The organism is Caulobacter hibisci (assembly GCF_016135805.1).
In the GTDB taxonomy this organism is placed as follows: Bacteria; Pseudomonadota; Alphaproteobacteria; order Caulobacterales; family Caulobacteraceae; genus Caulobacter; species Caulobacter hibisci.
Window position 1 is genome coordinate 197,480 of record NZ_JADWOX010000002.1, and the last position, 25,016, is coordinate 222,495.

Below are 25,016 nucleotides of genomic sequence, written 5' to 3' on the forward strand. Positions count from 1 at the left end.
TACCGGCCGAGTCGAGTCAGGCCTTGTGGGTGCGGGCGTAGTGGTCGAAGGCGACGGCGGCGACAATGATCAAGCCGATCACCACCTGCTGGAAGTACGAGGTGACGTGCATGATGACCAAGCCGTTGGACAGGACGCCTATCAGCAAGGCGCCCAGGATGGTTCCGCCGACATTGCCCGAGCCGCCCGACAGGCTGGCGCCGCCGATCACCACCGAGGCGATGACCCGCAGCTCGTAGCCGGTGCCGGCCACGGCCTCGGCCGAACCCAGGCGCGCCGACAGCAGGAAGCCCGACAGGCCGGCCAGGGCGCCGATCACGGCGTAGACGCTGGTGACGACGAAATCGACGTTCACGCCCGACAGCCGCGCGGCCTCCTTGTTGCCGCCCACCGCATAGACCTGCCGGCCGTAGCGGGTGTAGCGCAGCACCACGTGGCCAATGGCCGCCACCAGGGCGAAGACCACGATCGGAACCGGCACGAACAGGATCTGGCCCGTGCCCCACCAGCGATAGGCCGCGTCGAAGCCCGAGATCGGGCCGCCGTCGTTGAGCAGCAGCGTCGCCCCGCGCCAGACGGTCATGCCGCCCAGGGTGACGATGAAGGCCGGCACGTGCAGCTTGGTCACCACCTTGCCGTGGACATAGCCGGCGACCAGGCCCACCAGGCTCGAGATCGCCAGGGCCACGAACCAGCTGGCCGGCGAGCCGCCCATCAGGTTGGTCACCACATAGGCCGCCGCGATCGAGGCGCAGGCCAAGAGCGAGCCCACCGCCACGTCGATGCCGCCGATCAGGATGACGTAGGTCATGCCGACCGCGATGATCCCGTAGATCGACACCTCGCTGAGAATGTTCAGCGCGTTGCGCAGCGTCAGGAAGCGCTCGTTGACGGTCCCGAACACGGCGATCAGCAGCAGCAGGAACAGGATCGTCCGATGCCGGCGCGCGAAGGCCAGCAGGTCGAAGCCACGGCCGGGCGGCGGCGCGGCGCGATCGGCGGCCGGGTCGGGCGAAAGGGTGGGGGAGACGGTCATTGCGGGCGGTGTTCCATTCCTGACGACACCGGCCGGGCGCCGGTCGCCATGTAGGCCATCAGGCCCTCTTCGGTGGCCGCTTCGGCCTCGAGATCGGCGACGACCGCGCCTTCGCGGAAGACGACGATGCGGTCGCTGACGGCCATCACCTCGGCCAGTTCCGACGAGATCACGACGATCGCCACGCCCTGGGCGGCCAGGTCGCACAGCACCTGGTGCACCTCGGCCTTGGCGCCGATGTCGATGCCGCGCGTGGGCTCGTCGACAATCAGCACCCGCGGCGCCAGGGCCATGGAGCGGCCCAGCAGCACCTTCTGCTGGTTGCCGCCCGACAGCTTGCCGATCGCGGTCTCCTGGTCGGCCATCTTGATGCGCAGCTTCTGGCGATAGGTCTCCACGAGGTCGCGCTCGGCGCTCTCGTCGACCCACTGGCCCAGGCGGCTGAGCCCGCCCAGGCTGGGCAGGCTGAGATTGTGGCGGATCGAGTGGTCGAGGAAGCAGCCCTGCTGCTTGCGGTCCTCCGGCACCAGCATGACGCCGGCGCGGATCGCATCGCGCGGCGACTTCAGTTTCAGCGGTTTGTCGTCCAGCTTGATCGAGCCCGAGGCGATGGCGTCGGCGCCGAAGATCAGGCGGGCCAGATCCGTGCGTCCCGCGCCGACCAGGCCGGCCAGGCCGACGATCTCGCCGGCGCGGACCTCCAGGCTGATGTTCTTCAGATAGCCGGGCGCGGAGAGGCGAGGGCGGCGGGGCGTCACGCCGTCGACCTTCAGCACTACCGGACCGGCCGGTCCGCAGCGCGGGCGGCGGGTGAACTCGACGCTGCGGCCGACCATCAGCCGGACCATGTCGGCCACCTCGACCTCGGCGACGTCGCCGCTGGCCACCCAGCGACCGTCTCGCATCACGGTGTAGCGGTCGCACATGGCCTTCACCTCGGCCAGGCGGTGCGACACGTAGATCACGCTGACGCCGCGGGCCTTCAGCCCGGCGATGATGGCGTGCAGGCGATCGACCTCGCGGCTGGAGAGGGCGGCGGTCGGCTCGTCCATGATGATCAGCCGGGCGTTCAGGGTCATCGCCTTGGCGATCTCGACCATCTGCTGCTCGGCCACCGTCAGGTGGCGGACGACTTCGTTCGGATCGAGCGGCAGGCCCAACTCGTCCAGCAGGTTTCGGGCGTCGCTCCGTAGCCTGGCCCAGTCGACGAGCCCCAGCCGCTTGGGTTCGCGGCCGAGATACATGTTCTCGGCGACGCTGAGCTCGGGGAAGAGGTTGAACTCCTGATAGATCGTGGCGATGCCCAGCTGCTGGCGACGCAGTGGCGCATCGCGCGGGTCCAGCGCCTGGCCGTCGAAGGTCACGGCGCCCTCGTCTGCGGCGTGGGCGGCCGACAGGATCTTGATCAGGGTCGACTTGCCCGCGCCGTTCTCGCCCAGCAGGGCGTGGACCTCGCCGGTTCCGACGACCAATCGGACCTGGTCGAGGGCCAGGACGCCCGGGAAGCGCTTGCTGACCTTGCTGACGTCCAGGAGGGTCATGGCGGCCTATTTGACCTCGGAGATGCGCGAGGCCTCGGTCAGATTGGCGCTGGTGATCAGCACCGGCTTCAGGCTGACCGACTTGGGGGCGGCACCGGTCTTGATCTTGTCGACGGCCTGGCGAAGAGCGGTGCGGATCTGCAGGCCGGGGTTCTGCTCGACCGAGGCGACCATCTCGCCGGCCTTGATGCGGGCCAGGGCCTCGGGGATGGCGTCGAAGCCCAGCACCTTGATCTTGGCCGAGCCGAAACCGGCGGCGCGCACGGCCTCCAGCGCGCCCATGGCCATGTCGTCGTTCAGGCACAGGATCACGTCGGGCGGGCTGTCGTGCAGCGAGGTCAGCACGTTCTGGGTGACGGTCAGGGCCTGGTCGCGCTTGGAGTTGGCGGTCTGCTCGGTGACGATCTTGAAGGCCGCGCCGCCGGCCGCCAGGCCCTCGTGCAAGCCCTTGACCCGCTCGATCGAGCTGGAGCTGCCGGGGTCGTTGGTGATCACCACCACCCGCGCGCCGGCCGGATAGGTCTTGACCACCCAGTCGGCCATGGCGCGGCCGCCGGCGACGTTGTCTGCGCCCACATGGGGAACAGGCGGCGTCGCGCCGGCGATGTTGCGGTCGACCGAGATCACCGCCACGCCCTGCCGTGCCAGCTCGTCGGCGGCGGTCGCCAGGGCCTTGGAGTCGGTCGGGGCGACGATCACCACCTTGGCGCCCTGCACGGCGGCGGCCTCGAGGTCGGCGATCTGCTTGGAGGAGTTGTTCTGGGCGTCCATCACCTGGACCTTCACGCCCAGCTTGGTCGCCTCGTCTTCCAATTCGCGGCGCATGGCCACGAAGAAGGGCTGGGACAGGTCGTTGAAGCTGACCACCACCTCGGCGTCCTGGCCGCCGCGCGCGCAGCCGCCCAGCAGCCCGCCCGCCACTGCCGTCGCCCCGAGTCCGGCTGCCAGACCAAGAAGGCGCCGACGCGACGTCAGGGGGCGGATCATGGCGTTTCTCTACTCGCTAATGGACTTGATTATCGGATGCTGAGCATCGCTTTCGTTACCCGACACATGCATGGAAGATAAATTCCATGTCAAGAATGTCGGGGAAATGACGTTTCATTTTTGCCGCCGCGACGGTGCGGCTGGCGAACGCCGTTGTCGATAGAGCCCTGGTTCGCGGCCGTTGTTAAGACGGATATCGGCCAACGACGGAATTCGAAGAAAAATTCCATCATGCTTGTATTTTGGAAAATCTGTTCGTATGGTGGCCGCGAATGGAACAGCCGGCGAGCCGGCCGCTCCTGATCACGATCTGGAACACCTAAGCGGCGGCTCGCGCCTCTCCTTGAGCCGCCGTTCTTTTTGCGTGGCTACAGCTTCACGAGCTGGCCGGTCCGGGCCGATTGGCCGGCGGCTTCGGCCAGGGCCAGGGCCTCCACCCCATCGACATAGCCGACCGACGGCGCGGCCTCGCCGCGGATGATCTGGGCGAAGTGGGCCATCTCGCGGCGGTAGGCCTCGGCGTAGCGGTCGAGGAAGAAGTTCTGGAAGGCGTCGCTGGCCGCGCCGGCCTCGCCCCAGACCGAGACGGTGCTTTCCGTGACGTTGTCGGCCCGGACCATGCCCTTGGCCCCGAAGGCCTCGATACGCTGGTCGTAGCCATAGCCGCTGCGGCGGCTGTTGCTGATCATGCAGATCTTGCCCGAGCCCGTGCGCAGCAGGATCTTGGCGGTGTCGACGTCGCCGGCCTCGCCGATCGCTGGATCGACCAGGCAGCTGGCGGCGGCGAACACCTCGGTCACCGGCTCGTCCAGCAGCCAGCGGGCCATGTCGAAGTCGTGAATGGCCATGTCCTTGAACAGGCCGCCCGACACCTTGACGTAGGCCACCGGAGGAGGGGCGGGATCGTGGCTGGTAATGTGCACCGTCTCCAGGGCGCCGACCACGCCGCCCGCCAGCCTGGCCTTCAGCGCCTGAAAGCTGGGATCGAAGCGGCGGTTGAAGCCCAGGAACAGCCTGGCGCCCGGCGCGCCCAGTTCGGCGGCCGCCGAGCGGGCGCGGGCCAGGTCCTGGTCGATCGGCTTCTCGCAGAACACCGCCTTGCCGGCCGCCACGGCCTTCAGGCTGTAGTCAAGGTGGGTGTCGGTCGAGCTGGCGATGATCACCCCGGCCACCGACGGGTCGTTCAGCGCCGTGTCGAGGTCGCTGACCTGGGCGCCGGTCTGCGCCGCCAGGCCCTCGGCCGCGACGGCGACGGGATCGACGACATGCTTCAGGCGCAGGCCCGGCTGGGCGGCGACGTTCATGGCGTGGATACGGCCGATGCGGCCCGCGCCCAGTATGGCGATGTCGTGCATGGGAACCTTCATGGTCTCGGGAGATTTCGCAGGGACGGATTTCGCGCGGGAGTGGGCGGCGCTGTCGCTGCCTGATCGTCCGATCGTGTCGCCTGGACCATGACCGCTCCCTCGTCCGGCTCGTAGGGCGGCCGGGACTTCGTGTTCCTGTAGCTTGGAATAAAAATTCCCTCTACAGGTAAAGTGGAATTCCTGGTCGCGAGCTGAACCCTGGCGTTCGCGCGCGGAACGGATATTCTAAATTTGACCGATCGTACGCAACCGATCGAGTGGGGGCCGGATGACCGAAGAGACCACGGCGGCGAAGGCGCCCGCCAGCGCCGACGAACTGCGGGCGGCGATTCTCGATCGCTATGAGACGCTCAGCAAGCGCCTGCAACAGATCGCCCGCTATGTGCTGGACGAGCCCAACGAGATGGCGCTGGAAACCCTGGCGGTGATCTCCGAGCGGTGCGGCGTGCAGCCCTCGGCCATCGTGCGCTTCGCCAAGACCTTCGGCTTCCCCGGCGCCAGCCAGATGCAGCGGCTGTTCCGCGACGGCCTGCTGTCGGGCCACGCGGCCCTGGGCTACGGCGAGCGGGTCCGCCACTTCAACGAGGCCGTCGCCCGCAAGCCCGAAGGGGGCGCGCAGGTGCTGGCCGAGTTCGTCGAGGGCAACACCCTGGCGCTCCAGAACCTGGGCCAGACGGTCAGCGAGGCCGACATGGCCAAGGCCGTGTCCCTGATCGACAAGGCCGAGGCGGTCTATGTGGCCGGCTTTCGCCGATCGTTCCCGGTGGCCTCGTACCTGGCCTATTCGCTGCAGCAGGTGAACAAGCGCACCCTGTTCATCGATGGCGTGGCGGGCCTGACCAAGCAGCAGGTCCAGACCATCGGCCCCAAGGACCTGCTGATCGCCGTCAGCTATCATCCCTATGCGGAAGAGACGGTGCAGGCCGTCGAGATGGCGGTGCAGCGCGGGGCCAACGTGCTGTCGATCAGCGACAGCTTGGTCAGCCCGATCGCCAAGCCGGCCGAACTGGTGCTGCACGTGCGCGAATCCGAGGTGCGGACCTTCCGCTCGCTGGCCGCCTCGATCTGCCTGGCCCAGGCCCTGGTCATCGGCTTCGCCTTCGAGGCCAGCAAGGAAAAGGGCAAGGGCCGCAAGGCCGTCTGAGCCCGTTCCACATCTCGTCAAAATGAAATGAATGTTGCGAGATTTTTAGAGTTAGAATATGCGTTACATAACGTCGGCGGGGAGGCCGGCCAGACAGTAGCGTGGAACCGGAATGGCGCACGACGCAAAGAGCCTTGATCTGATCACGGTCGGCCGTTCCTCCGTCGATCTCTACGGCCAGCAGACCGGCGGCCGGCTGGAGGACATGGCCTCGTTCGCCAAATATCTGGGCGGCAGCCCGACCAACACCGCCGCGGGCGGGGCGCGCCTGGGCCTGAAGACGGGGCTGCTGACCCGGGTCGGCTCCGACCACATGGGCCGCTTTATCCGCGAGCAACTGGTGCGCGAGGGCGTCGACGTCGCCGGCGTGCTGTCCGACCCCGACCGCCTGACCGCCCTGGTGATCCTGGGGATCCGCGACCGGGTGAACTTTCCCCTGATCTTCTACCGCGAGAACTGCGCCGACATGGCGCTGCAGCCGTCCGATGTCGACGAGGCCTGGATCGCCAGGGCCGGCGCCGTGCTGATCAACGGCACCCACCTGTCCCAGCCCAATGTCTACGAGACCAGCCTGAAGGCCGCCCGCGCGGTGAAGGCGGCTGGCGGCCGGGTGATCTTCGACATCGACTACCGCCCCGTGCTCTGGGGGCTGACCGGCAAGGACGCCGGCGAGAACCGCTTCGTCGAGAACCCGGACGTCACCGCCAAGCTGCAGGAGGTGGTCACTCTCTGCGACCTGATCGTCGGGACGGAGGAGGAGATCCACATCCTTGGCGGCTCGACCGACACGGTCACGGCGCTGCGAGCGATCCGCACGGGCGCGCCGAACGCCCTGCTGGTCTGCAAGCGCGGCGCGGACGGCTGTGTCGCCTTCCCGGGCGCGATTCCGTCCAGCCTGGACGAGGGCGTCAGCGCGCGCGGCTTCAAGGTCGAGGTGTTCAACGTGCTGGGGGCCGGCGACGCCTTCATGGCCGGCTTCCTGCGCGGCTGGCTGCGCGGCGAGCCCGTCGAGACCTGCTGCGAGTGGGGCAACGCCTGCGGGGCCATCGTCGTCTCGCGCCACGGCTGCGCCCCGGCCATGCCGACCTGGGTCGAGCTGGAGGCCTTCCTGTCCGACCGCGAGCGGCCGTTCCGCCTGCGCGAGGATCTCGAGTTCGAACACATCCACTGGGCCACCACCCGCGACCGCGTCTATGACGAGCTGACCGTCCTGGCCGTCGACCATCGCAGCCAGTTCCTCGACCTCGTCGAAGAAACCGGCGGCGATCCCGAGCGCATCCCGCACTTCAAGACCCTGGCCCTGCGCGCCGTCGAGACCGTGGCCGGTGGCGACGACCGGTTCGGCGTGCTGCTGGACGGCCGCTTCGGCTTCGAGGCCTTGGCCCAGGCCGCCGACCACGACTACTGGATCGGCCGCCCGATCGAGCTGCCCAAGTCGCGGCCGCTAATCTTCGAAAGCGCGCCCGACGTGGCGACCGAGCTGGTCGAATGGCCGCTGAACCACGTCGTCAAATGCCTGGTCTTCTACCATCCCGACGACGAGTCCGACCTGCGCGAGCGCCAGGAGCGCCAGTTGCTTCGCCTGTTCGACGCCTGCCGCAAGACCCGCCACGAGCTGCTGTTGGAAGTGATCCTGCCGGCCGGCCTGGACAGCGACAGCGGCACGGTCGCCCGCGCCGTCCGCCGCCTCTATGCGATCGGGCTTAAACCCGACTGGTGGAAGCTGGAGCCGATGGCCGATCCGGCCGCCTGGGCCGAGGTTTCGGCGGCGGTGGAGGAGAACGATCCGCTGTGCCGGGGCGTCGTGCTGCTGGGCCTGTCGGCGCCGGAGGCCGAGCTCCTGGCCTCGTTCGAGGTCGCCGCCCGCTTCCCGATCATCAAGGGCTTCGCCGTCGGTCGGACCATCTTCTACGACGTCGCCCGCGACTGGCTGGCCAATCGCATCGACGACGAGGCCGCCGTGGCCGCTCTGGCCGGCAAGCTTCGTGTATTGGTCGAGGCTTGGCGCCGCGCCCGCGCCGCCGTGGAGAAGGCCGCGTAGATGGCTCTGGTTCGTCTCACCGCCGCCCAGGCGACCGTCCGCTGGCTGGCTGCTCAGCATGTCGAGACCGGGCAGAGCGTGGTTCCGTACTTCGCCGGCGTCTGGGCGATCTTCGGCCATGGCAACGTCGCCGGCCTGGGCGAGGCCCTGCACGGCGCCCGCGACGTGCTGCCGACCTGGCGCGCTCACAACGAGCAGGGCATGGCCCACGCCGCCATCGCCTTCGCCAAGCAGTCGCGGCGCGAGCGGGCCATGGTCTGCACGACCTCGATCGGACCGGGCGCGACCAACATGGTCACCGCCGCCGCCTTGGCCCACGTCAATCGCCTGCCGGTGCTGTTCCTGCCCGGCGACGTCTATGCCAGCCGCCGGCCCGACCCCGTCCTCCAGCAGATCGAGGACTTCGGCGACGCCACGGTCAGCGCCAACGACTGCTTCCGGCCGGTGTCGCGCTATTTCGACCGCATCACCCGCCCCGAGCAGATCCTCGACGCCCTGCCGCGCGCTTTGGCGACCCTGCTCGATCCGGCCACCTGCGGCCCCGCGACCCTGGCCTTCTGCCAGGACGTCCAGGCCGAGGCCTTCGACTATCCGGAAACCTTCTTCGAGAAGCGCGTCTGGCGCATCCGCGCGCCGCGTCCCGATCCGCGCGAGCTGGCCGACTTGGTGTCGCTGATCAAGGCGGCCAAGCGACCGCTGGTCGTGGCCGGCGGCGGGGTGCTCTACGCCCGCGCCGAAGCCGCCCTGGCCGACCTCGCCACGGCCGCCGGCCTGCCGGTCGTCGAGACGCAAGGCGGGAAGGGGAGTGTGGCCTGGGATCACCCGCTGAACCTCGGCGCCATCGGCGTCACCGGCACGACCGCCGCCGTCGCCGCCGCGCAGCAGGCCGATCTCGTGATCGGCGTCGGCACGCGCCTCCAGGACTTCACCACCGGCTCCCGCGCCCTGTTCGGCGCGGAAGGCCGCAAGCTGGTGCAGGTCAATGTCGCCCCGCACGACGCCCACAAGCACGGCGCGGTCAGCGTCGTCGGCGACGCCAAGGCGGTGTTCGAGGCCCTCGCTGAAGCCCTGGACGGCTGGCGCGCGCCGGACGCCTGGACCGCCGAGGCGACCGGCGGCGTCGCCGGCTGGAACGCGATCTTCGACGCCGCGACGACGGCCGACGACCGGCCGCTGCCAACCGACGCCCAGGTGCTGGGCGCGGTGTGGCGGGCTTCGTCCGACGACAGCGTCGTGGTCTGCGCCGCCGGCGGTCTGCCGGGCGAGCTGCACAAGCTGTGGCGCACGCGCCAACCCGGCGGCTACCATGTGGAATACGGCTTCTCGTGCATGGGCTACGAGATCGCCGGCGCCGTCGGCGTGAAGATGGCCGCGCCGGACCGCGAAGTCCACGTCATGGTCGGCGACGGCAGCTACCTGATGCTCAATTCCGAGCTCGCCACCTCGGTGATGCTGGGCGCCAAGCTGATCGTCACCGTGCTCGACAACCGCGGCTTCGGCTGCATCAACCGCCTGCAAGCCGCCACCGGCGGGGCGGCGTTCAACAACCTGCTGGCCGACACGGTCCACGAGACCCTGCCGGACATCGACTTCGCCGCCCATGCCGCCAGCCTCGGCGCGCGGTCGGAGAAGGTCGCCAGCCTGGCCGAACTGGAGGCCGCGCTGCAACGCGCCAAGGCCAGCGACCGGACCTATGTCGTGGTCATCGACACCGACCCGGCGCCCAGCACCGAAGGCGGCGCCTGGTGGGACGTGGCTGTGCCCGAGGTCTCGAACCGTCCGGCCGTCAACGCGGCCCGCGCGTCTTACGAACACAAGATCAAGCAACAGCGTACGGGGGACTAAGCCTATGACCATCCGTTTCGGCGTCAGCCCCATCGCCTGGATCAACGACGACATGCCCGAGCTGGGCGGCGACACCCCGCTGGAGAGCGTGCTGGCCGACTGCCAGGCCATCGGCTTCTCAGGCGTCGAGCTGGGCGGGGTGTTCCCGCGCGATCCCTTGGTGCTGAAGCCGCTGCTCGACCGATACGGCCTCGACCTGGTCGGCGGCTGGTACAGCGGCAACCTGCTGGTGCAGTCGGCGCAGGACGAGATCGCGGCCCTGCAGCCGCACCTGTCGCTGCTGAAGGCCATGGGCTGCACCGTCTTCGTCCATGCCGAGACCAGCAACGCCATCCACGGCGACCGCGCCAAGGCCCTTTCGGCCACGCCGCGCCTCGACGCCGAGGGCTGGAAAGAGTTCGGCGCACGGCTGACGCAGGTGGCCGACTACATCCAGGCCCAGGGCCTGAAGTTCGCCTACCACCATCACCTGGGCACCGTCGTCGAGCGGCCCGAGGACCTGGAGGCCTTTCTGGCCCATACCGGTCCGTCGGTCGGCCTGACCGTCGACACCGGCCACGCGGCCCTGGGCGGTCTCGACCCCGTCTCGATCATCCGCAACCACCCCGAGCGCGTCGCCCACGTCCACTGCAAGGACATCCGCGGCGAGGTGTTCAGCAAGGTGATCTCGCAGGACGGCGGCAGCTTCCTGGAAGGTGTGCTGGCCGGCATGTTCACCGTGCCCGGCGACGGCTCGCTGGACTACGCCGCGGTGATGCAGGCCTTGGCGCAGATCGGCTATTCCGGCTGGATCATCGTCGAGGCCGAGCAGGACCCGGCCATCGCCAATCCTCGCGAATACGGCGAGATCGGCCTGGCGACCCTGAAGCGCGAAGCGGCTTCGGCGGGCCTGAGGGCGGCGTGAACCCTTTTGAACTCCATTCCTCGTCATCCCGGCCGCAGCGCGTAGCGCGGAGAGCCGGGACCCAGGGGCGACCGCAGTGCGCCGGCCCCTGGGTCCCGGATAGCCTCTGCGAGGCTTCCGGGATGACGGGCATTGGGATGGGCGGAGACTGTTGATGTCCAAGTTGCTCGTTCGCCCGCACGTGCCTGATGAGGCGGGGTCCGTCCTCGAGATCACCCCGCAGTCCGCCGGCTGGACCCATGTCGGCTTCCAGGTCGTCAAGTTGTCCGCCGGCGAGACCTTCGACGGCTTGGAACCGAGCCGCGAGACCTGCGTCGTGATCATGAGCGGGACGGCCGAGGTCAGCGCCGAGGGCGTTGCGTTCGGCCGGATCGGCGGCCGCGCTAGCGTCTTCGAGGACAAGGCTCCCGGCGCGGTCTACATCCCCGCCGGCGCCGGTTACGCGGTTGTCGCCGTGAGCGACGTCGAACTGGCCCTCTGCACGGCTCCGGGCAAGCGCGGCGGCCAAGCCCGCCTGATCGCCGAGGCCGACATGCCGCGCGAGGTGCGGGGCAAGGGGACCAATGTCCGCCACGTCCGCAACATCCTGCCCGAGACCGCGCCCGCCGACGGCCTGCTGGTGGTCGAGGTGATCACGCCTGGCGGCCACTGGTCCAGCTATCCGCCGCACAAGCACGACACCGCCGCCGAGGGCGAGGAGACGGCGCTGGAGGAGACCTACTATCACCGCCTGAACCCGCCGCAGGGCTTTGCCTTCCAGCGCGTCTACACCGACGACCGCAGTCTCGACGAGACGGTCTGCGTGCAGGATGGCGACGTGGTGATGGTGCCGCGCGGCTACCATCCGGTCGGGGCCCCGCACGGCTACGACCTCTACTACCTCAACGTCATGGCCGGCCCGCACCGGAAGTGGATCTTCCGCAACGACCCCGCCCACGACTGGATCATGCGGCAGGCCTGACCGCCGCCCGTTCAAGAAGGAGCGCGTCATGCGCAGCATCCCCCACTTCGTCGGCGGTCGCGCCGTCGAGGGCGTGTCCGCCCGCCTCGGCGACGTCTTCGATCCCAACACCGGCAAGGTGCAGGCCCGCGTCGCCCTCGCTTCCGCCGAAGAGCTGAACGCCGCCATCGCCGACGCCAAGGCGGCCCAGCCGGCCTGGGCCGCGACCAATCCCCAGCGCCGCGCCCGGGTGATGTTCGAGTTCAAGCGCCTGCTGGAAATCCACATGGACGAGCTTGCGGAGCTCTTGTCGTCCGAGCATGGCAAGGTGATCGCCGACAGCAAGGGCGACATCCAGCGCGGCCTCGAAGTCATTGAGTTCGCCTGCGGGATTCCTCACCTGCTGAAGGGCGAATACACCCAGGGCGCCGGCCCCGGCATCGACGTTTATTCGATGCGCCAGGCGCTGGGCGTGGTGGCGGGGATCACCCCGTTCAACTTCCCGGCCATGATCCCGATGTGGATGTTCGGACCGGCCATCGCCTGCGGCAACGCCTTCATCCTCAAGCCCTCCGAGCGTGATCCGTCCGTGCCGGTGCGCCTCGCCGAACTGATGATCGAGGCCGGCCTGCCGCCGGGCGTCCTCAACGTCGTCCACGGCGACAAGGACTGCGTCGAGGCCATCCTCGACCACCCGGACATCAAGGCCGTCAGCTTCGTGGGCAGCTCCGACATCGCCCAGTCGGTGTTCCAGCGCGCCGGTGCGGCGGGCAAGCGGGTCCAGGCCATGGGCGGGGCCAAGAACCACGGCGTCGTCCTGCCCGACGCCGACCTCGACCAGGCCACCGCCGACATCATCGGCGCGGCCTACGGCTCGGCCGGCGAGCGCTGCATGGCCCTGCCGGTGGTCGTGCCGGTCGGCGAGAAGACCGCCGTCGCTTTGCGCGAAAAGCTGGTCTCGGCGATCGGCGGTCTGCGCGTCGGGGTCAGCACCGACAAGGACGCCCACTACGGCCCGGTGGTCAGCGCGGCTCACAAGGCGCGGATCGAAGGCTACATCCAGCTGGGCGTCGACGAAGGCGCCGAACTGGTCGTCGACGGGCGCGGCTTCGCGCTGCAAGGCCACGAGGACGGCTTCTTCGTCGGCCCGACCCTGTTCGATCACGTCAAGCCGGCCAGCCGCTCCTACCAGGACGAGATCTTCGGCCCGGTGCTGCAGATGGTCCGCGCCCAGAGCCTGGAGGAGGGCATCCAGCTCGCCTCGCGCCACCAGTACGGCAACGGCGTGGCCATCTTCACCCGCAACGGCGACGCCGCCCGCGATTTTGCCGACCAGGTCGAGGTCGGCATGGTCGGCATCAACGTGCCGATCCCGGTGCCGGTGGCCTATCACAGCTTCGGCGGCTGGAAGCGCTCGGGCTTCGGCGACCTCAACCAGTATGGCCTCGACGGCGTGCGCTTCTACACCCGCACCAAGACCGTCACCCAGCGCTGGCCCAAGGGCGGCGCCGTGCTCGACCAGAGCTTCGTCATCCCCACCATGCGGTGAGCACGCCGCGCAGGCGAGCCTGACAGGTGGGCTGTCGGCCGGCGTCCGATCCTGACGCAGCGCGATGGTCCTTTGCCATCAGGCGGCGACTCGGGATGAGAAGGGCGTCGCGTCACGCGAGGATCTTCCATGACCCCAGAGGCCTTTTCGACCTTGGCCTTACGGCTCGGCGCCGCCGTGCAGGTGCGCCGCGTGCTCGACACCACCCAGTTTCGGGTCGGGAGCCGCGCCTTTGCGACATTGGGCTGGCCAGAGGCCGGTTGGGCGGTGGTCAAGCTCAGCCCCAGGGACCAGGTCGCGGCCCTGGCGCTCAGCGAAGCTGTGTCGATCGAGCCGCGGCGGCCGCGCAATTCCGGCGTGACCCTGGTCTGGCTGAAGGGGATCGACGAGGACGCCATGGCCTACATCCTGGCCGCCGCCTTCCGCGAGGCCTACGCCAAGGCCGCTCGCGCCCGTCCGGCCAGGGGCCGCGGCGCGGTGCTCGGCGCGGCCAAGACCGCGGGATGATCCGATGAGCGCGGGTATCAAGATCGTCGCTGTGCTCGCCGCCCGGCCCAGCAAGGGTGCGGCGCTCGAGGCGCTTCTCCTGGGCATGGCCGCCGCCTGCCGGGCCGAACCGGGCAACCTGCGCTGGGACGTCTGGCGCGACCAGGCCGACCCGACCCGCTTCGTTCTCGACGAACTCTATGTCGACGACGACGCCGTCGCCGCCCATCGCGCCAGCCCGCATTTCGCCGCCTATCTGGCGCGGATCGGCGACCTGGCCGAACGCACGGCGCTGGTGCTTGATCCGGCCGACCTGGGCTGAACCCGCCGTTGCGTTGACGGCGGTCGCGCCGGTTCTAATGTCAGCGCGTCCGGCCAGAGAGCGCGGTGATCACCAACAAGCAGGGGTAGGGAACATGGCCAAGGCGCAGGCGCTGAAGACGCTCGAAACCTGGCACGATCTTCTGGAAAAGCGCGAGTTCGACCGCCTGCGGCCGCTGGCGGCGCAGACCGTGGTGTTCCGCTCGCCGGCCTTCTTCACGCCCTATCCCGGCGTCGAGGCGCTGGTGCACATCATCGCGACCGTCAACACCCTGTTCGAGGACTTCGCCTATCACCGCGCGTTCTGGTCCGAGGGCCATGAGGCCGTCGTCCTCGAATTCAGCGCCCGGCTCGGCGACAAGATGTTCAAGGGCATAGACATCATCTCCTTCGACGACGCCGGCAGGATCACCGAGTTCGAGGTGATGATCCGCCCCGCCAACGCCGCCGTGGCGCTGGGCGAGGCGATGGCCGCCAAGGCCGGCCCCGGCCTGAAGGCGCTGCTGGGCAAGCCGGCCTAGCCAGATCCGTCACGCACCTCCGGACTGGGGCTCCCGGCCTGTGCGCTGGCAGGTGAAACGCGCGCCTGGAGCGGCGATTTTCGCCATGTCATTGCCGGCGAGATTCCGCTAAGTCCTTGAAAATCTTGCGAAGCCGCTGCAGCTCCAGTCTGCTTGCCTTTGCTGGGAATTCATTGAAATCAAAGCCTTATGACGAAATTCTCCGTTGCCCCGATGATGGATTGGAGTGACCGGCACTGCCGGTCGCTGCACCGCGTGCTGTCGTCGCAGACCCTGCTCTATTCGGAAATGGTCACCACCGGCGCGGTGCTGAACGGCGATCGTGAGCGTCTGCTGGGCTATACCAGCGACCAGCATCCAGTGGCGTTGCAGCTGGGCGGATCGGAGCCGGCCGACCTCGCCGCCGCCGCGCGCATCGGCGAGGACTACGGCTACGACGAGATCAACCTCAATGTCGGCTGCCCCTCCGACCGCGTGCAGAGCGGCCGGTTCGGGGCCTGCCTGATGCGCGAGCCCGACCTGGTGGCCGAGTGCATGGCCGCCATGGGGGCTGCGGTGAAGGTTCCGGTCACGGTCAAGTGCCGCATCGGCGTCGACGACCAGGATCCGGAGGAGGCGCTGTTCACCCTGGTGGACAAGTGCGCCGCCGCAGGCGTCACCAGCTTCGTCGTCCACGCCCGCAAGGCCTGGCTGCAGGGCCTGTCGCCGAAGGAAAACCGCGACGTGCCGCCGCTCGACTATCCGCTGGTCTATCGGCTCAAGCGCGAACGCCCGAACCTGTTCATCGCCATCAACGGCGGCGTGCCCGACGTCGACGCGGCGCTGGAGCACCTGCAGCACGTCGACAGCGTCATGCTGGGCCGCGCGGCCTATCACGAGGCCGGCCTGCTGGGCGAGGTCGATCGCCGGGTGTTCGGCCTCGACGTTCCGGACGTCACGGCCTTCGAGGCGGTCGAGCGCTACCGGCCCTATATCGCCCAGGCCCTGACCGACGGCTGGCGGCTGGCGGGGATCACCCGCCACATGCTGGGCCTGTTCCACGGCCTGCCCGGCGCGCGGGCCTGGCGGCGGATCCTCACCGTCGAGGGCGTCGCCGACGGGGCGGGGCTGGAGGTGGTCGATAAGGCCCTGGCCGCCGTCCGCCGGGCGGTCGACGAGCGCGAATCCAGGGCGCTCGAGACCACGCCGGAAAGCGCGATCGCACCAGCCGCCAGCTAGGTCACGGAACCTTGACGCCTTTCGACGAGTTTGCCGCCAGAGACTGGAAGGGAACTCGGATATGAAAACGCGGATTTTTGTTGCGAGCCTCGGCGCGGCCCTGCTGGCGGCGGCCGGCGGCGCTCACGCCCAGGAAGGCGGCAACTTCGCCGTCGGCGGCAACATCGGCACGCCCGGCGCCGGTATCGAAGCCCAATATCGCCTGAACGACAGCTTCGTGGTCCGCGGCGGCGGCGACTGGCTCGACTACGACCACGACGAGACCTACAGCGGCGTCGCCTACAAGGGCAACATCACCTCCAAGACCGGCGGCGTGTTCCTCGACTGGCACCCGATGCAGGGCGGGTTCTTCGTCTCGGGCGGCAGCTATTTCGGCAAGCGCAAGCTGGACCTGTCGGGCGCCCCGACCGAGAACACCGAGATCGGCGGCGCGACCTTCACCCCGGCCCAGATCGGCACGATCAGCGGCCACGTCGAGCTGTCGGACGCCCAGCCCTTCGTCGGCCTGGGCTGGGACAACACCTTCAGCGGCGACGGCGGCTGGGGCTTCCGCGTCCTGGGCGGCGTGTCGTTCAGCGACAGCCCCAAGGTCGACCTGACCGCCTCGGGCGGCACCCTGTCGAACGACCCGACCTTCCAGCAGCGCCTGCGCGAGGAAGAAGCCGAGGTTCGCGACGACGCCAAGGACTTCAAGTACTTCCCGGTGGCCCAGATCGGCCTGACCTACCGGTTCTAGGCCGCTTTCCCCCACACAGAAGTCATCGCCCCAACAAGTCGGGCGATGACCTCTTGAGGAGGGCAGGTGTGTCGCCCCCTCTAAGCCACCAGCGCCGCCCGGATCGCCCCCGCCGCGGCCATCGCGTCCGCCGGGGCCAGCAGCACCTGCAGGCCCCGCTGGCCGCCGTTGATGAACACCCGGTCCAGCCCGAAGGCCTCGTCCTCGATGGCGGTCGGCACCTTCTTGCGTTGGCCGAACGGGCTGACCCCGCCCACCTTGAAGCCGGTCAGGCGCTCGGCGTCGGCCGGCTTCATCATCGCCGCCGCCTTGCCGCCGAAGGCCGCCGCCAGCTTCTTCATGCTGACCTCGCGGTCGGACGGCACGATCACGCAGACCGGCTTGCCGTCGACCTGCGCCATCAGGGTCTTGAGCACCCGGCCCGGTTCCACGCCCAGGGCCTCGGCGGCCTGCAGGCCCACGCGCTCGGCATTGGGGTCATAGTCGTAGGTCGCCACCTCGAAGGCGACGCCGGCCTTGGAAAGCGCCAGGGTCGCGGGCGTGCTCTTGGACATCGGAACTCCCTCCAACTGCCGCGGTTGATGGCGCAAACCGCAAAACCCGTCTAGCAGTCGGCCCCTGTTTTCCGACGGACTCGCCTCAGATGACCCGCGCCGAGATCGAACCCTTCCACGCCATAGGCATCAGCCGCCTGGCGCATCAGCTGAAGGGGGAGGGCGCCTCGATCATCCACATGGAGTTCGGCCAGCCCTCGACCGGCGCCCCCGCGCCCGCCATCGCCCGCGCCCACCAGGTGCTCGACAGCGACGGCATGGGCTATTGGGAGAGCCCGGCGCTCAAGGCCCGCATCGCCCGCCTTTACCAGGAGACCTACGGCGTCGCCATCGAGGCCGAGCAGGTGATCCTGACCTGCGGCGCCTCGCCGGCCCTGGTGCTGGCCCTGTCCAGCGCCTTCTCGCCCGGCGACCGCGTCGCCCTGGCCCGGCCGGGCTATGTGGCCTACCGCAACAGCCTGAAGGCCCTGCATCTGACCCCGGTCGAGATCGCCTGCGGTCCGGAGAGCCGCTACCAGCTGACCGCCGCCGCCCTGGCCGCGCTCGATCCCGCTCCGGCCGGCGTGATCATCGCCAGCCCGGCCAACCCGACCGGCACCATCATCCCGCCCGACGAACTCGCGGCCATTGCGGAGGTCTGCCGCGCGCGGGGCATCCGCATCGTCTCCGACGAGATCTATCACGGCCTGTCCTACGTCGGCCCGACCCACTCGATGCTGGAGTTCGAGCCGTCGGCCCTGATCGTCAACAGCTTCTCCAAGTACTTCAGCATGGTCGGCTGGCGGCTGGGCTGGCTGGTCGCGCCGGCCGATCTGGTGGCCCGCGCCCGGGCCTTCGTCGGCAACCTGTTCCTGACCGCGCCCTCGCTCAGCCAGCACGCGGGCCTGGCCGCCATTGACGCCCGCGAGGAGCTGGAAGGCCACGTCGCCGTCTATCGCGCCAACCGCCAGCTGCTGCTCGACGCCCTGCCGGCCCTGGGTCTGAACGCCATCGCCCCGCCGGACGGGGCCTTCTACATCTGGGCCGATGTCGGCCATCTCACCGACGACAGCCTGGCCTTCTGCCAGCGCCTGCTGCGCGACACGGGCGTGGCCACCGCGCCCGGCCTCGATTTCGACCCGGTCGACGGGCGACACTTCATCCGCTTCAGCTTCGCGGTCTCGACGGCGGAGGTCAGGGAGGCTCTTGAGCGCATCACGCCGTGGTTCGCGGCTCAACCGGCATATTCCAAATAATGCATTGACTATCCATTATGTGAGAATAAACCTTCGCTCGTTCCGGTGTTGAAGGGTGGGGGAGTATCCACTCGCGCGGCGTCTCGACCGCCCCCGGTACGGGAGGGCGCACCGCCATGGATCCTTTCAACCGCCGCGATTTCCTGCGCACGGCCGCCCTGGCCGGCGCCATGGCCCCCGCGGCCGTCCAGGCCGCCCAGGCCGCGCCCCAGACCGCGCCGGTCGGCCTCGACGCTGACGGCGTCCGCTGGCTCGACACCGTTCCGCCCGCCGCCCACGAGGGCCAGACCTTCGGCCTGCCCTGGCCGCGCGGGACCCAGAAGGCCAAGGCGAGCTTCACCCTGAGCAGCTCAGACGGTCAGATCGTGCCCGTCCAGACCTGGCCGCTGGCCTACTGGCCCGACGGTTCGCTGAAGTGGACCGGCCACGCCATCCCCGCCGACGCCGGCCGGACGCCGTTCCTCAAGGTTACGCCCGGCAAGCCCGTCGCCCCGACCGGCGCCGTCTCGGTGCGCGAGACGCCCGACGCCGTCGAGATCGTCGCCGGCGAGCAGTCCTGGCTGATCCCCCGCAAGGGCCCCGTCGTCATCGCCCGCGCCACCGTGGCCGGCCGCGAGACCCTGCGCGACGTGTGTCTGGTGGCCCTGACCCAGGACAAGCCCGACTTCGATGACGGCCCCGTCACCGAGACCCGCTTCGAGGGCGAGGTCACAAGCCTGGTCGTCGAGCAGAAAGGCCCGGTCCGCGCGGTGGTGAAGCTGGAAGGCAAGCACTGCCAGGGCGACCGCGCCTGGCTGCCCTTCACCCTGCGCCTCTACGTCTATGCCGGCGCCCGCTCGCTGCGGATCATGCACAGCTTCGTTTTCGACGGCGACGAGAACCGCGACTTCATCCGGGGCCTGGGCCTTGTCGGCAAGGCGCCGCTGACCGACGCCCTCTACGACCGCCATGTCCGCTTCTCGGGCGAGGGCGACGGGGTGTGGGGCGAGGGGATCCGGCCGCTGACCGGCCTGCGCCGCGATCCCGGCAAGGCCTGGCGCGACGCCCAGGTCGCCGGCCAAAAGACCCCGGGCCTCGAGGGCATGGCCCCGACCGTCTCCAAGCGCCTGGACCTGATCCCGGCCTGGGGCGACTTCACCCTCAGCCAGCCCAATTCCGACGGCTTCTCGATCAAGAAGCGCACCAAGGCCGGCCACGGCTGGATCGACGCCGTCACCAGCGGCCGGGCCACGGGCCTTGGCTATATCGGCGGGGCCAGCGGCGGCGTCGCCTTCGCCCTGACCGACTTCTGGAAGCGCTGCCCCACGCGTCTCGACATCCGCCACGCCCAGACCGACGCGGCCGAGTTCACCGTCTGGCTGTGGTCGCCCGACGCGCCGGCCATGGACCTGCGCTTCTACCACGACGGCCTGGGCATGACCGACCACGCCGCCGAGCGTGAAGGGCTGGAGATCACCTACGAGGACTACGAAAAGAACTGGGGCCGCCCGCTGGGCATCGCCCGCACCAACGAGATCACCCTCTGGGCCCTGCCGACCACGCCCTCGCGCCAGGACTTCGCGGCCATGGCCGGCCGGCTGCGCGAGACCCCGCGCCTGGTCGCCACGCCCGCCCGCCTGAAGGCCGCCCAGGTGTTCGGCCTTTGGAGCCCGGTCGACCGCTCCACCCCGACCCGCCGGGTCATCGAGGACCAGAACGACGGCCTGCTGGCCTTCTACATGAAGGACGTCGAGCAGCGCCGCTGGTACGGCTTCTGGAACCACGGCGACGTCATGCACACCTATGACAGCGACCGTCACGTCTGGCGCTATGACATCGGCGGCTTCGCCTGGGCCAATTCCGAGCTGTCGCCGGACCTGTGGCTATGGCTGTCCTTCGTGCGCTCGGGCCGGGCCGACGTCTTCCGCCTGGCCGAGGCCATGACCCGCCACACGGGCGAGGTCGATGTCTGCCACCTTGGCCCCTACAAGGGGCTGGGCACCCGCCACGGCGTCCAGCACTGGGCCGACAGCTCCAAGCAGCCCCGCGTCTCCAACGCCGCCTATCGCCGCTACTACTACTACCTGACCGCCGACGAGCGGGTCGGCGACCTGATGCACGACCTGGTCGGCTCGGACGAGAGCCTGACCCGCGTCGACATCAGCCGCAAGCTGCCCGGCGCCCCCCAGTCGCGTCCGGAAGGCGCCGTCGACATGGGCTTCGGCACCAGCTGGAGCGCCCTGGCCGCCGCCTGGCTGACCGAGTGGGAGCGCACCGGCGACAAGCGCTGGCGCGACCGCATCACCGCCGGCATGGACAGCATCGCGGCCATGAAGCAGCAGTGGTTCGCCGGCGGCGCGGACTTCGACCTCAAGACCGGCAAGTTCCTGGGCAAGGGCGAGACCGTCAGCGTCTCGCACCTCAACGCCGTGTTCGGCGCGGTCGAGACCCACGCCGAGCTGTTCCAGCTGATCGAGGATCATCCAGCCTACCGCAACGCCTGGCTCGACTATTGCCAGTTCTACAACGCCCCCGACGCGGAGTTCCGGGCCAAGACCGGCGCGCCGGCCAAGGGCCGCAACCTCAAGGAAGGCCATTCGCGCCTGACCGCCTACGCCGCCGTCCAGCGCAAGGATCCGGCCCTGGCCCAGCGCGCCTGGCAGGAGTTCTTCAGCGGCGACGCCGGCCTGGGCATCGGCGCTGTCGCCACCGAGCGCCGCATCGACGGCCCGGCCGTCATCGAGCCGATCATCGAGATCCCCCGCGTCTCGACCAACGCCTCCTCGCAATGGGGCCTGGCCGCCATCCAGAACCTCGCCCTGGTCGGCGACGCCCTGGAGGCCGCCCGCGCCAACCTCCCCGCGCCCAAGGCGCGCGGTCAGGACCTCGGCAAGGACACGTTCTGATCGTTGCGAAGCGCTTGCGCTCTTTCCCTCTCCCATAGGGAGAGGGAGGGGCCCAGGCGATAGCCTGGGAGGGTGAGGGGTTACGCCCTCAACCGGCGTGCCGGCACGCCGTCTTCGGTCCCTAACCCCTCATCCGGCGCTTCGCGCCACCTTCTCCCTATGGGAGAAGGAAAACCCACGTCGGACGGGGATTGGCGAACGTCCATCCCCGTCGCGGCGCGACCGAACCCCAGCCAAATCAACGCCCTGCAACTTTATCACCCGAACTTATCAGACGCGTCGAAACCGCCCGCATAATCACAGCTGTCCCGTCGCAGGGAGAGGGCGCAAGGATCCGGCCCGAAGCGTGCGACGGCGATGCGATCGAGCGGGGCCGCCGGAGCTGCGTGAGCAGGGCCGAACGGCTTAAATGAGGATGGGGGACGTAAACCCGTCCATCGGGAGGCTGCCGACACTGGCCTCCCGCCCGTCCGAGGGTCCGCGCCGCATGCACGCCTGGCCGCCAAGAAACGGGGCGCATTGCATGGGGAAGGGGCACAGGGCGGAAGAGGCCCGCGCGCCCCGGCCTGAGGTTCAACGATCGCGCGGGGCGTCAGAGCTTCGTCGAAACGGTGTTCAAAACTCACACATCCGGGCGCAGCCCGGACGCCCCGCGCCCTCTCCATCACCTCAGCGCAATCGCGCGTGAGATCGCCCACCCGTTTCCTCTCCCCTTGCGGGAGAGGGTGGCCTGCGAAGCAGGTCGGGTGAGGGGTCTCTCAAAACTCAAAGCTGCGTGTAGCGGCTAGGCCGGGCGAAGCGTCTCCCCTCTGAGAGACCCCTCATCCGACGCCTGTCGGCGCCACCTTCTCCCGCAAGGGGAGAAGAATCATTCAGCCGCCAGCGGCACCGGCGGTTCCGTCTGCGAGCCGCCGCGCTGAGCCGCCAGCGGCAGGCGTACCTGGGCCATCAGGCCGCCCTCGACATTGGCCAGCCGGATGTCGCCGCCGTGGGCGCGGACCGTGGAGCGCGAGGTGGCCAGGCCCAGCCCGACCCCCTGCTTGGTCGAGGTGCGGGCCGCGACGCTGCGGTAGAAGGGGGTGAAGACGCGCTTCAGTTCGTCCTCGCTCATGCCGGGGCCGCGGTCGCGGATCTCGGCCACCGCCTCGTCGCCGTCGACATAGAGGCTGACGCGGGCGGCGTCGCCGTACTTGACGGCGTTGTCGACGAGGTTGGTGAACACCCGTTGCAGGCCCAGCACGTCGATCTCGACCTGCGGGGTCTGGCCCGGCTCCAGCGCCACGTCGCCGCCGGTGACCTCGGCGTCGTCGACCACGCATTCGAGCAGCGAGCGCAGGTCGACATGCTGGCGAGGGCCGGCCTCGGCGTTCTCGCGCATGAAGGCCAGCACCGAATTGATCATCGCCTCCATCTGGTCGATGTCCTGGCCGATTTCGCGGCGCAGGGCGGGGGTGGCGCGTTCCAGCCGGAAGCGCATGCGGGTCAGCGGCGTGCGCAGGTCGTGCGAGATGGCCCCGATCATCGCCGTGCGGTCGTTGATGAACCGGGTCAGGCGAGCCTGCATCTGGTTGAAGGCGCGGGCGGCGCGGCCGACCTCGGCCGGACCGTCGGCGGCCAGCACCGGCGAGGACGGGTCGCGGCCCAGGGCCTCGGCGGCGTCGGCGAAGCCGGCCAGGGGCGCGGCCAGGCGGCGGGCGAAGATGTAGCCGATCGGGCCGACCACGGCGAACGAGACCAGGAACCACAGCAGCACCCGGCGCTGCCAGCTGTTGGGGAAGCCTTCCGGCTTGGGCTGCAAGGTCACCCAGCGGTCGTCGCCGACCCGCACGGCGGCCACGAAGTCGCCCTCGATATAGGGCGCGGGCGCCAGGCCGAAGAGGCCGCGAGCCACCGGGGCGGCCAGCGGACGGCCCTGCGGCTGCGGCTTGGCGGCCGGCTTGGCCGGAGCGGCGGAAGCCAGGCGCGGCGGGGCGGCGACGGCCTCGCTGGCCGGCGTGGCGCGCGGGGTCAGGGCGGGGGCGGCGGCCACGGTGTGGGTGGTCACCGGCGCCTCGTCGTCACCGGTCGTTTCGGGCGGCAGGGCCTGGATCGGCTCGGCCGCCTGGGGCACGCCGATCGTGAAGCTCGACGAGCGGAACGGGGCGGAGAACAGCGGATCGGTGGCGAAGCGCGGTTGCAGGCGCTGGGCGGCGCGCGGCGGGCCGCCGATGACGCCGCCGGGCGGCTGGCCGCCGACGCCCGTGCCGGGAAAGCGCTGCTGCGGCTGGCCGTAGCGCGCGGCGCCGGCCGGGCCGACCGCTCCGCCCGGACGATAGTCGGAGCGGCTGTCGGACAGGGCCGCGCGGGCGGCGCGCCACATGGCCGGATTGTTCTGGGCGGCGCTGACCGGAAAGCCGACCGAGCCGGGGCCGACCGACGGCTGGCCCATCATGCCGCCGCCGGGCGGCGTCATCATCCGGCCGCCGGGGGCGGGGACCTGCGCATGGGCCTCCGTCGTCAGCAGCAGAGCCAGGGGCGAGGGCGCCTCGGTGCGACGGCCGCTGGCGCCGGCCCCGGCGAACGGCGGCGGGGCGTAGAACAGCAGGCGCACGTCGTCGGGATCAGCGTTCAGCATCCGCGCCAGATCGGCGCTCGACTTCTCCGACGCCACCCAGCCGGGGCTCGACAGCGACGGCGGCTCGTCCTCGACCGTGCGCACCAGGGGACGGGTCTCGCTGGCGTCGATCGGGCCGCCCTTCAGGGCCGCGGCGATGTCGGCCAGGCTGTGCTGGGCCGGCGGCTTGGGCGGCAGCAGCAGGGTCAGCGCCAGGGTCGCCAGCTGGGCCACGACCAGGCTGGCCACCAGCAGGGCGACGATCTGCAAGGCGATCGGGGCGCTGGGGCGACGCAATGAGGCGATCAGGCGGGTCACTCCACCACCACCTTGGCGTCGAGCACATAGCCCACGCCGCGATAGGTCTTGATCAGTTCCTGGTCGCACTGGGCCTCGATCTTGCGGCGCAGGCGGCTGATGTGCAGGTCGACGCCCCGGCCGACGGTCTCGGCGGCCTCGCCGCGGATCACGGTCAGCAGGTCCTCGCGCGACACCACCGAGCGGGCGTTGTCGAGCAGCAGCGACAGGATCGCCAGCTCGCCCCGCGTCAGCAGCAGCAGGGTGCCGCCCGGCGCGGTCAGTTGGCGGGCCGACAGGTCCAGCCGGAAGCCGGCGAAGGCGTAGGTGTTGCGCTTGGGGTTCTTGCCGGGCGGGCCGGCGGCGCTGCGCCGGCGCAGCAGGGCCTTGACTCGGGCCAGCAGCTCGCGGGGCGGGATCGGCTTGACCACATAGTCGTCGGCCCCGAGCTCCAGGCCCAGGATCCGGTCGACCGGCTCGCCCATGGCGCTGAGCATCAGGATGGCCGGGCCGTCGCCCCGCGCCAGCTGGCGGCACAGCGACAGGCCGTCCTCGCCGGGCAGGTTGACGTCCAGCACCACCACGTCGACGGCGCGAGCGTCCAGCACCTCGCGGGCCGCGCCGACCGTCGAGGCCTGACGCACGGCATAGCCCTGGGCGCCGAGATAGCCGGCCATCTCGCGGCGGAGGATGTCGTCGTCTTCCACCAGGAGGACGGTCGCGGTCTCGGTGATCGAGGCGTCGGGGGTCATCTTGTCGCGACTATGACACAGCGAAAGGCTCCGAGTCATAGGTTGAGGACCCGTAAGCGGCCCT

At 69.8% G+C, this 25,016-nt stretch carries 20 protein-coding genes; 13 read left to right on the top strand and 7 right to left on the bottom strand.

Annotation, left to right across the window (positions count from 1 at the left end; genetic code table 11):
- Positions 1-16: 16 nt before the first annotated feature.
- The 4 genes from I4Q42_RS04045 to iolG form a co-directional block, all read right to left on the bottom strand.
- Positions 17-1,036, bottom strand: coding sequence for an ABC transporter permease (locus I4Q42_RS04045; RefSeq protein ID WP_198574781.1), 1,020 nt, complete (start codon positions 1,034-1,036; stop codon positions 17-19).
- Positions 1,033-2,577, bottom strand: coding sequence for a sugar ABC transporter ATP-binding protein (locus I4Q42_RS04050; RefSeq protein ID WP_198574782.1), 1,545 nt, complete (start codon positions 2,575-2,577; stop codon positions 1,033-1,035). Before I4Q42_RS04050 ends, I4Q42_RS04045 begins: the two co-directional genes overlap by 4 nt.
- Positions 2,578-2,583: 6 nt before the next feature.
- Positions 2,584-3,564 carry a sugar ABC transporter substrate-binding protein gene (locus tag I4Q42_RS04055; protein WP_198574783.1) on the bottom strand — a complete coding sequence of 327 codons (981 nt, stop codon included), beginning with the start codon at positions 3,562-3,564 and terminating at the stop codon, positions 2,584-2,586.
- Positions 3,565-3,932: 368 nt separating this feature from the next.
- Positions 3,933-4,919 carry an inositol 2-dehydrogenase gene (gene iolG, locus I4Q42_RS04060; protein WP_198574784.1) on the bottom strand — a complete coding sequence of 329 codons (987 nt, stop codon included), beginning with the start codon at positions 4,917-4,919 and terminating at the stop codon, positions 3,933-3,935.
- Between the two features lie 280 nt (positions 4,920-5,199).
- Here iolG and I4Q42_RS04065 point away from each other — a divergent pair, with 280 nt between their 5' ends.
- The 11 genes from I4Q42_RS04065 to I4Q42_RS04115 all read left to right on the top strand — a co-directional run bounded on the left by I4Q42_RS04065 (position 5,200) and on the right by I4Q42_RS04115 (position 16,636).
- A complete protein-coding gene (locus I4Q42_RS04065; protein ID WP_198574785.1) occupies positions 5,200-6,075 on the top strand; it encodes a MurR/RpiR family transcriptional regulator in 876 nt (291 codons plus the stop codon).
- A 112-nt stretch (positions 6,076-6,187) separates the two neighbouring features.
- The gene (locus tag I4Q42_RS04070; RefSeq protein ID WP_198574786.1) at positions 6,188-8,116 is read left to right on the top strand and encodes a bifunctional 5-dehydro-2-deoxygluconokinase/5-dehydro-2-deoxyphosphogluconate aldolase; all 1,929 of its coding nucleotides are present in this window, start codon (positions 6,188-6,190) and stop codon (positions 8,114-8,116) included.
- Entirely contained in the window at positions 8,117-9,961 is a 1,845-nt protein-coding gene (iolD, locus tag I4Q42_RS04075) for a 3D-(3,5/4)-trihydroxycyclohexane-1,2-dione acylhydrolase (decyclizing) (RefSeq protein ID WP_198574787.1), read from the top strand.
- 4 nt (positions 9,962-9,965) lie between these two features.
- Entirely contained in the window at positions 9,966-10,865 is a 900-nt protein-coding gene (gene iolE, locus I4Q42_RS04080; protein ID WP_198574788.1) for a myo-inosose-2 dehydratase, read from the top strand.
- A gap of 151 nt (positions 10,866-11,016) precedes the next feature.
- The gene (gene iolB / locus I4Q42_RS04085; RefSeq protein WP_198574789.1) at positions 11,017-11,826 is read left to right on the top strand and encodes a 5-deoxy-glucuronate isomerase; all 810 of its coding nucleotides are present in this window, start codon (positions 11,017-11,019) and stop codon (positions 11,824-11,826) included.
- 28 nt (positions 11,827-11,854) lie between these two features.
- Positions 11,855-13,354, top strand: coding sequence for a CoA-acylating methylmalonate-semialdehyde dehydrogenase (locus I4Q42_RS04090; RefSeq protein WP_198574790.1), 1,500 nt, complete (start codon positions 11,855-11,857; stop codon positions 13,352-13,354).
- A gap of 129 nt (positions 13,355-13,483) precedes the next feature.
- Entirely contained in the window at positions 13,484-13,861 is a 378-nt protein-coding gene (locus I4Q42_RS04095; RefSeq protein WP_198574791.1) for an MmcQ/YjbR family DNA-binding protein, read from the top strand.
- A gap of 4 nt (positions 13,862-13,865) precedes the next feature.
- Positions 13,866-14,162, top strand: coding sequence for a putative quinol monooxygenase (locus I4Q42_RS04100; RefSeq protein ID WP_198574792.1), 297 nt, complete (start codon positions 13,866-13,868; stop codon positions 14,160-14,162).
- A gap of 94 nt (positions 14,163-14,256) precedes the next feature.
- The gene (locus tag I4Q42_RS04105; RefSeq protein ID WP_198574793.1) at positions 14,257-14,682 is read left to right on the top strand and encodes a nuclear transport factor 2 family protein; all 426 of its coding nucleotides are present in this window, start codon (positions 14,257-14,259) and stop codon (positions 14,680-14,682) included.
- Positions 14,683-14,871: 189 nt separating this feature from the next.
- Positions 14,872-15,900 (top strand): tRNA dihydrouridine(20/20a) synthase DusA, encoded by a 1,029-nt coding sequence (gene dusA, locus I4Q42_RS04110; protein WP_198574794.1) that lies wholly within the window; start codon positions 14,872-14,874, stop codon positions 15,898-15,900.
- Between the two features lie 61 nt (positions 15,901-15,961).
- Positions 15,962-16,636: a hypothetical protein gene (locus I4Q42_RS04115; protein WP_198574795.1), complete on the top strand. Its 675-nt coding sequence runs from the start codon at positions 15,962-15,964 to the stop codon at positions 16,634-16,636.
- A gap of 80 nt (positions 16,637-16,716) precedes the next feature.
- Here the strand turns inward: I4Q42_RS04115 and ybaK are convergent, their stop codons facing one another.
- Positions 16,717-17,190 carry a Cys-tRNA(Pro) deacylase gene (gene ybaK / locus I4Q42_RS04120; RefSeq protein WP_198574796.1) on the bottom strand — a complete coding sequence of 158 codons (474 nt, stop codon included), beginning with the start codon at positions 17,188-17,190 and terminating at the stop codon, positions 16,717-16,719.
- A gap of 89 nt (positions 17,191-17,279) precedes the next feature.
- On the opposite strand from ybaK, the gene I4Q42_RS04125 reads away from it, so the two are divergent.
- Positions 17,280-18,425 (top strand): pyridoxal phosphate-dependent aminotransferase, encoded by a 1,146-nt coding sequence (locus tag I4Q42_RS04125; RefSeq protein ID WP_198574797.1) that lies wholly within the window; start codon positions 17,280-17,282, stop codon positions 18,423-18,425.
- 116 nt (positions 18,426-18,541) lie between these two features.
- Positions 18,542-21,310, top strand: a complete 2,769-nt coding sequence (locus tag I4Q42_RS04130; protein WP_198574798.1) for an exo-rhamnogalacturonan lyase family protein — start codon at positions 18,542-18,544, stop codon at positions 21,308-21,310.
- Positions 21,311-22,178: 868 nt separating this feature from the next.
- On the opposite strand, the gene I4Q42_RS04135 is transcribed toward I4Q42_RS04130, so the two are convergent.
- Complete coding sequence (locus tag I4Q42_RS04135; RefSeq protein WP_198574799.1) at positions 22,179-24,221, bottom strand: ATP-binding protein; 2,043 nt, start codon at positions 24,219-24,221, stop codon at positions 22,179-22,181.
- The gene (locus tag I4Q42_RS04140) at positions 24,218-24,952 is read right to left on the bottom strand and encodes a response regulator (RefSeq protein ID WP_198574800.1); all 735 of its coding nucleotides are present in this window, start codon (positions 24,950-24,952) and stop codon (positions 24,218-24,220) included. The genes I4Q42_RS04135 and I4Q42_RS04140 overlap by 4 nt, the downstream gene beginning before the upstream one ends.
- Between the last annotated feature and the right edge of the window lie 64 nt (positions 24,953-25,016).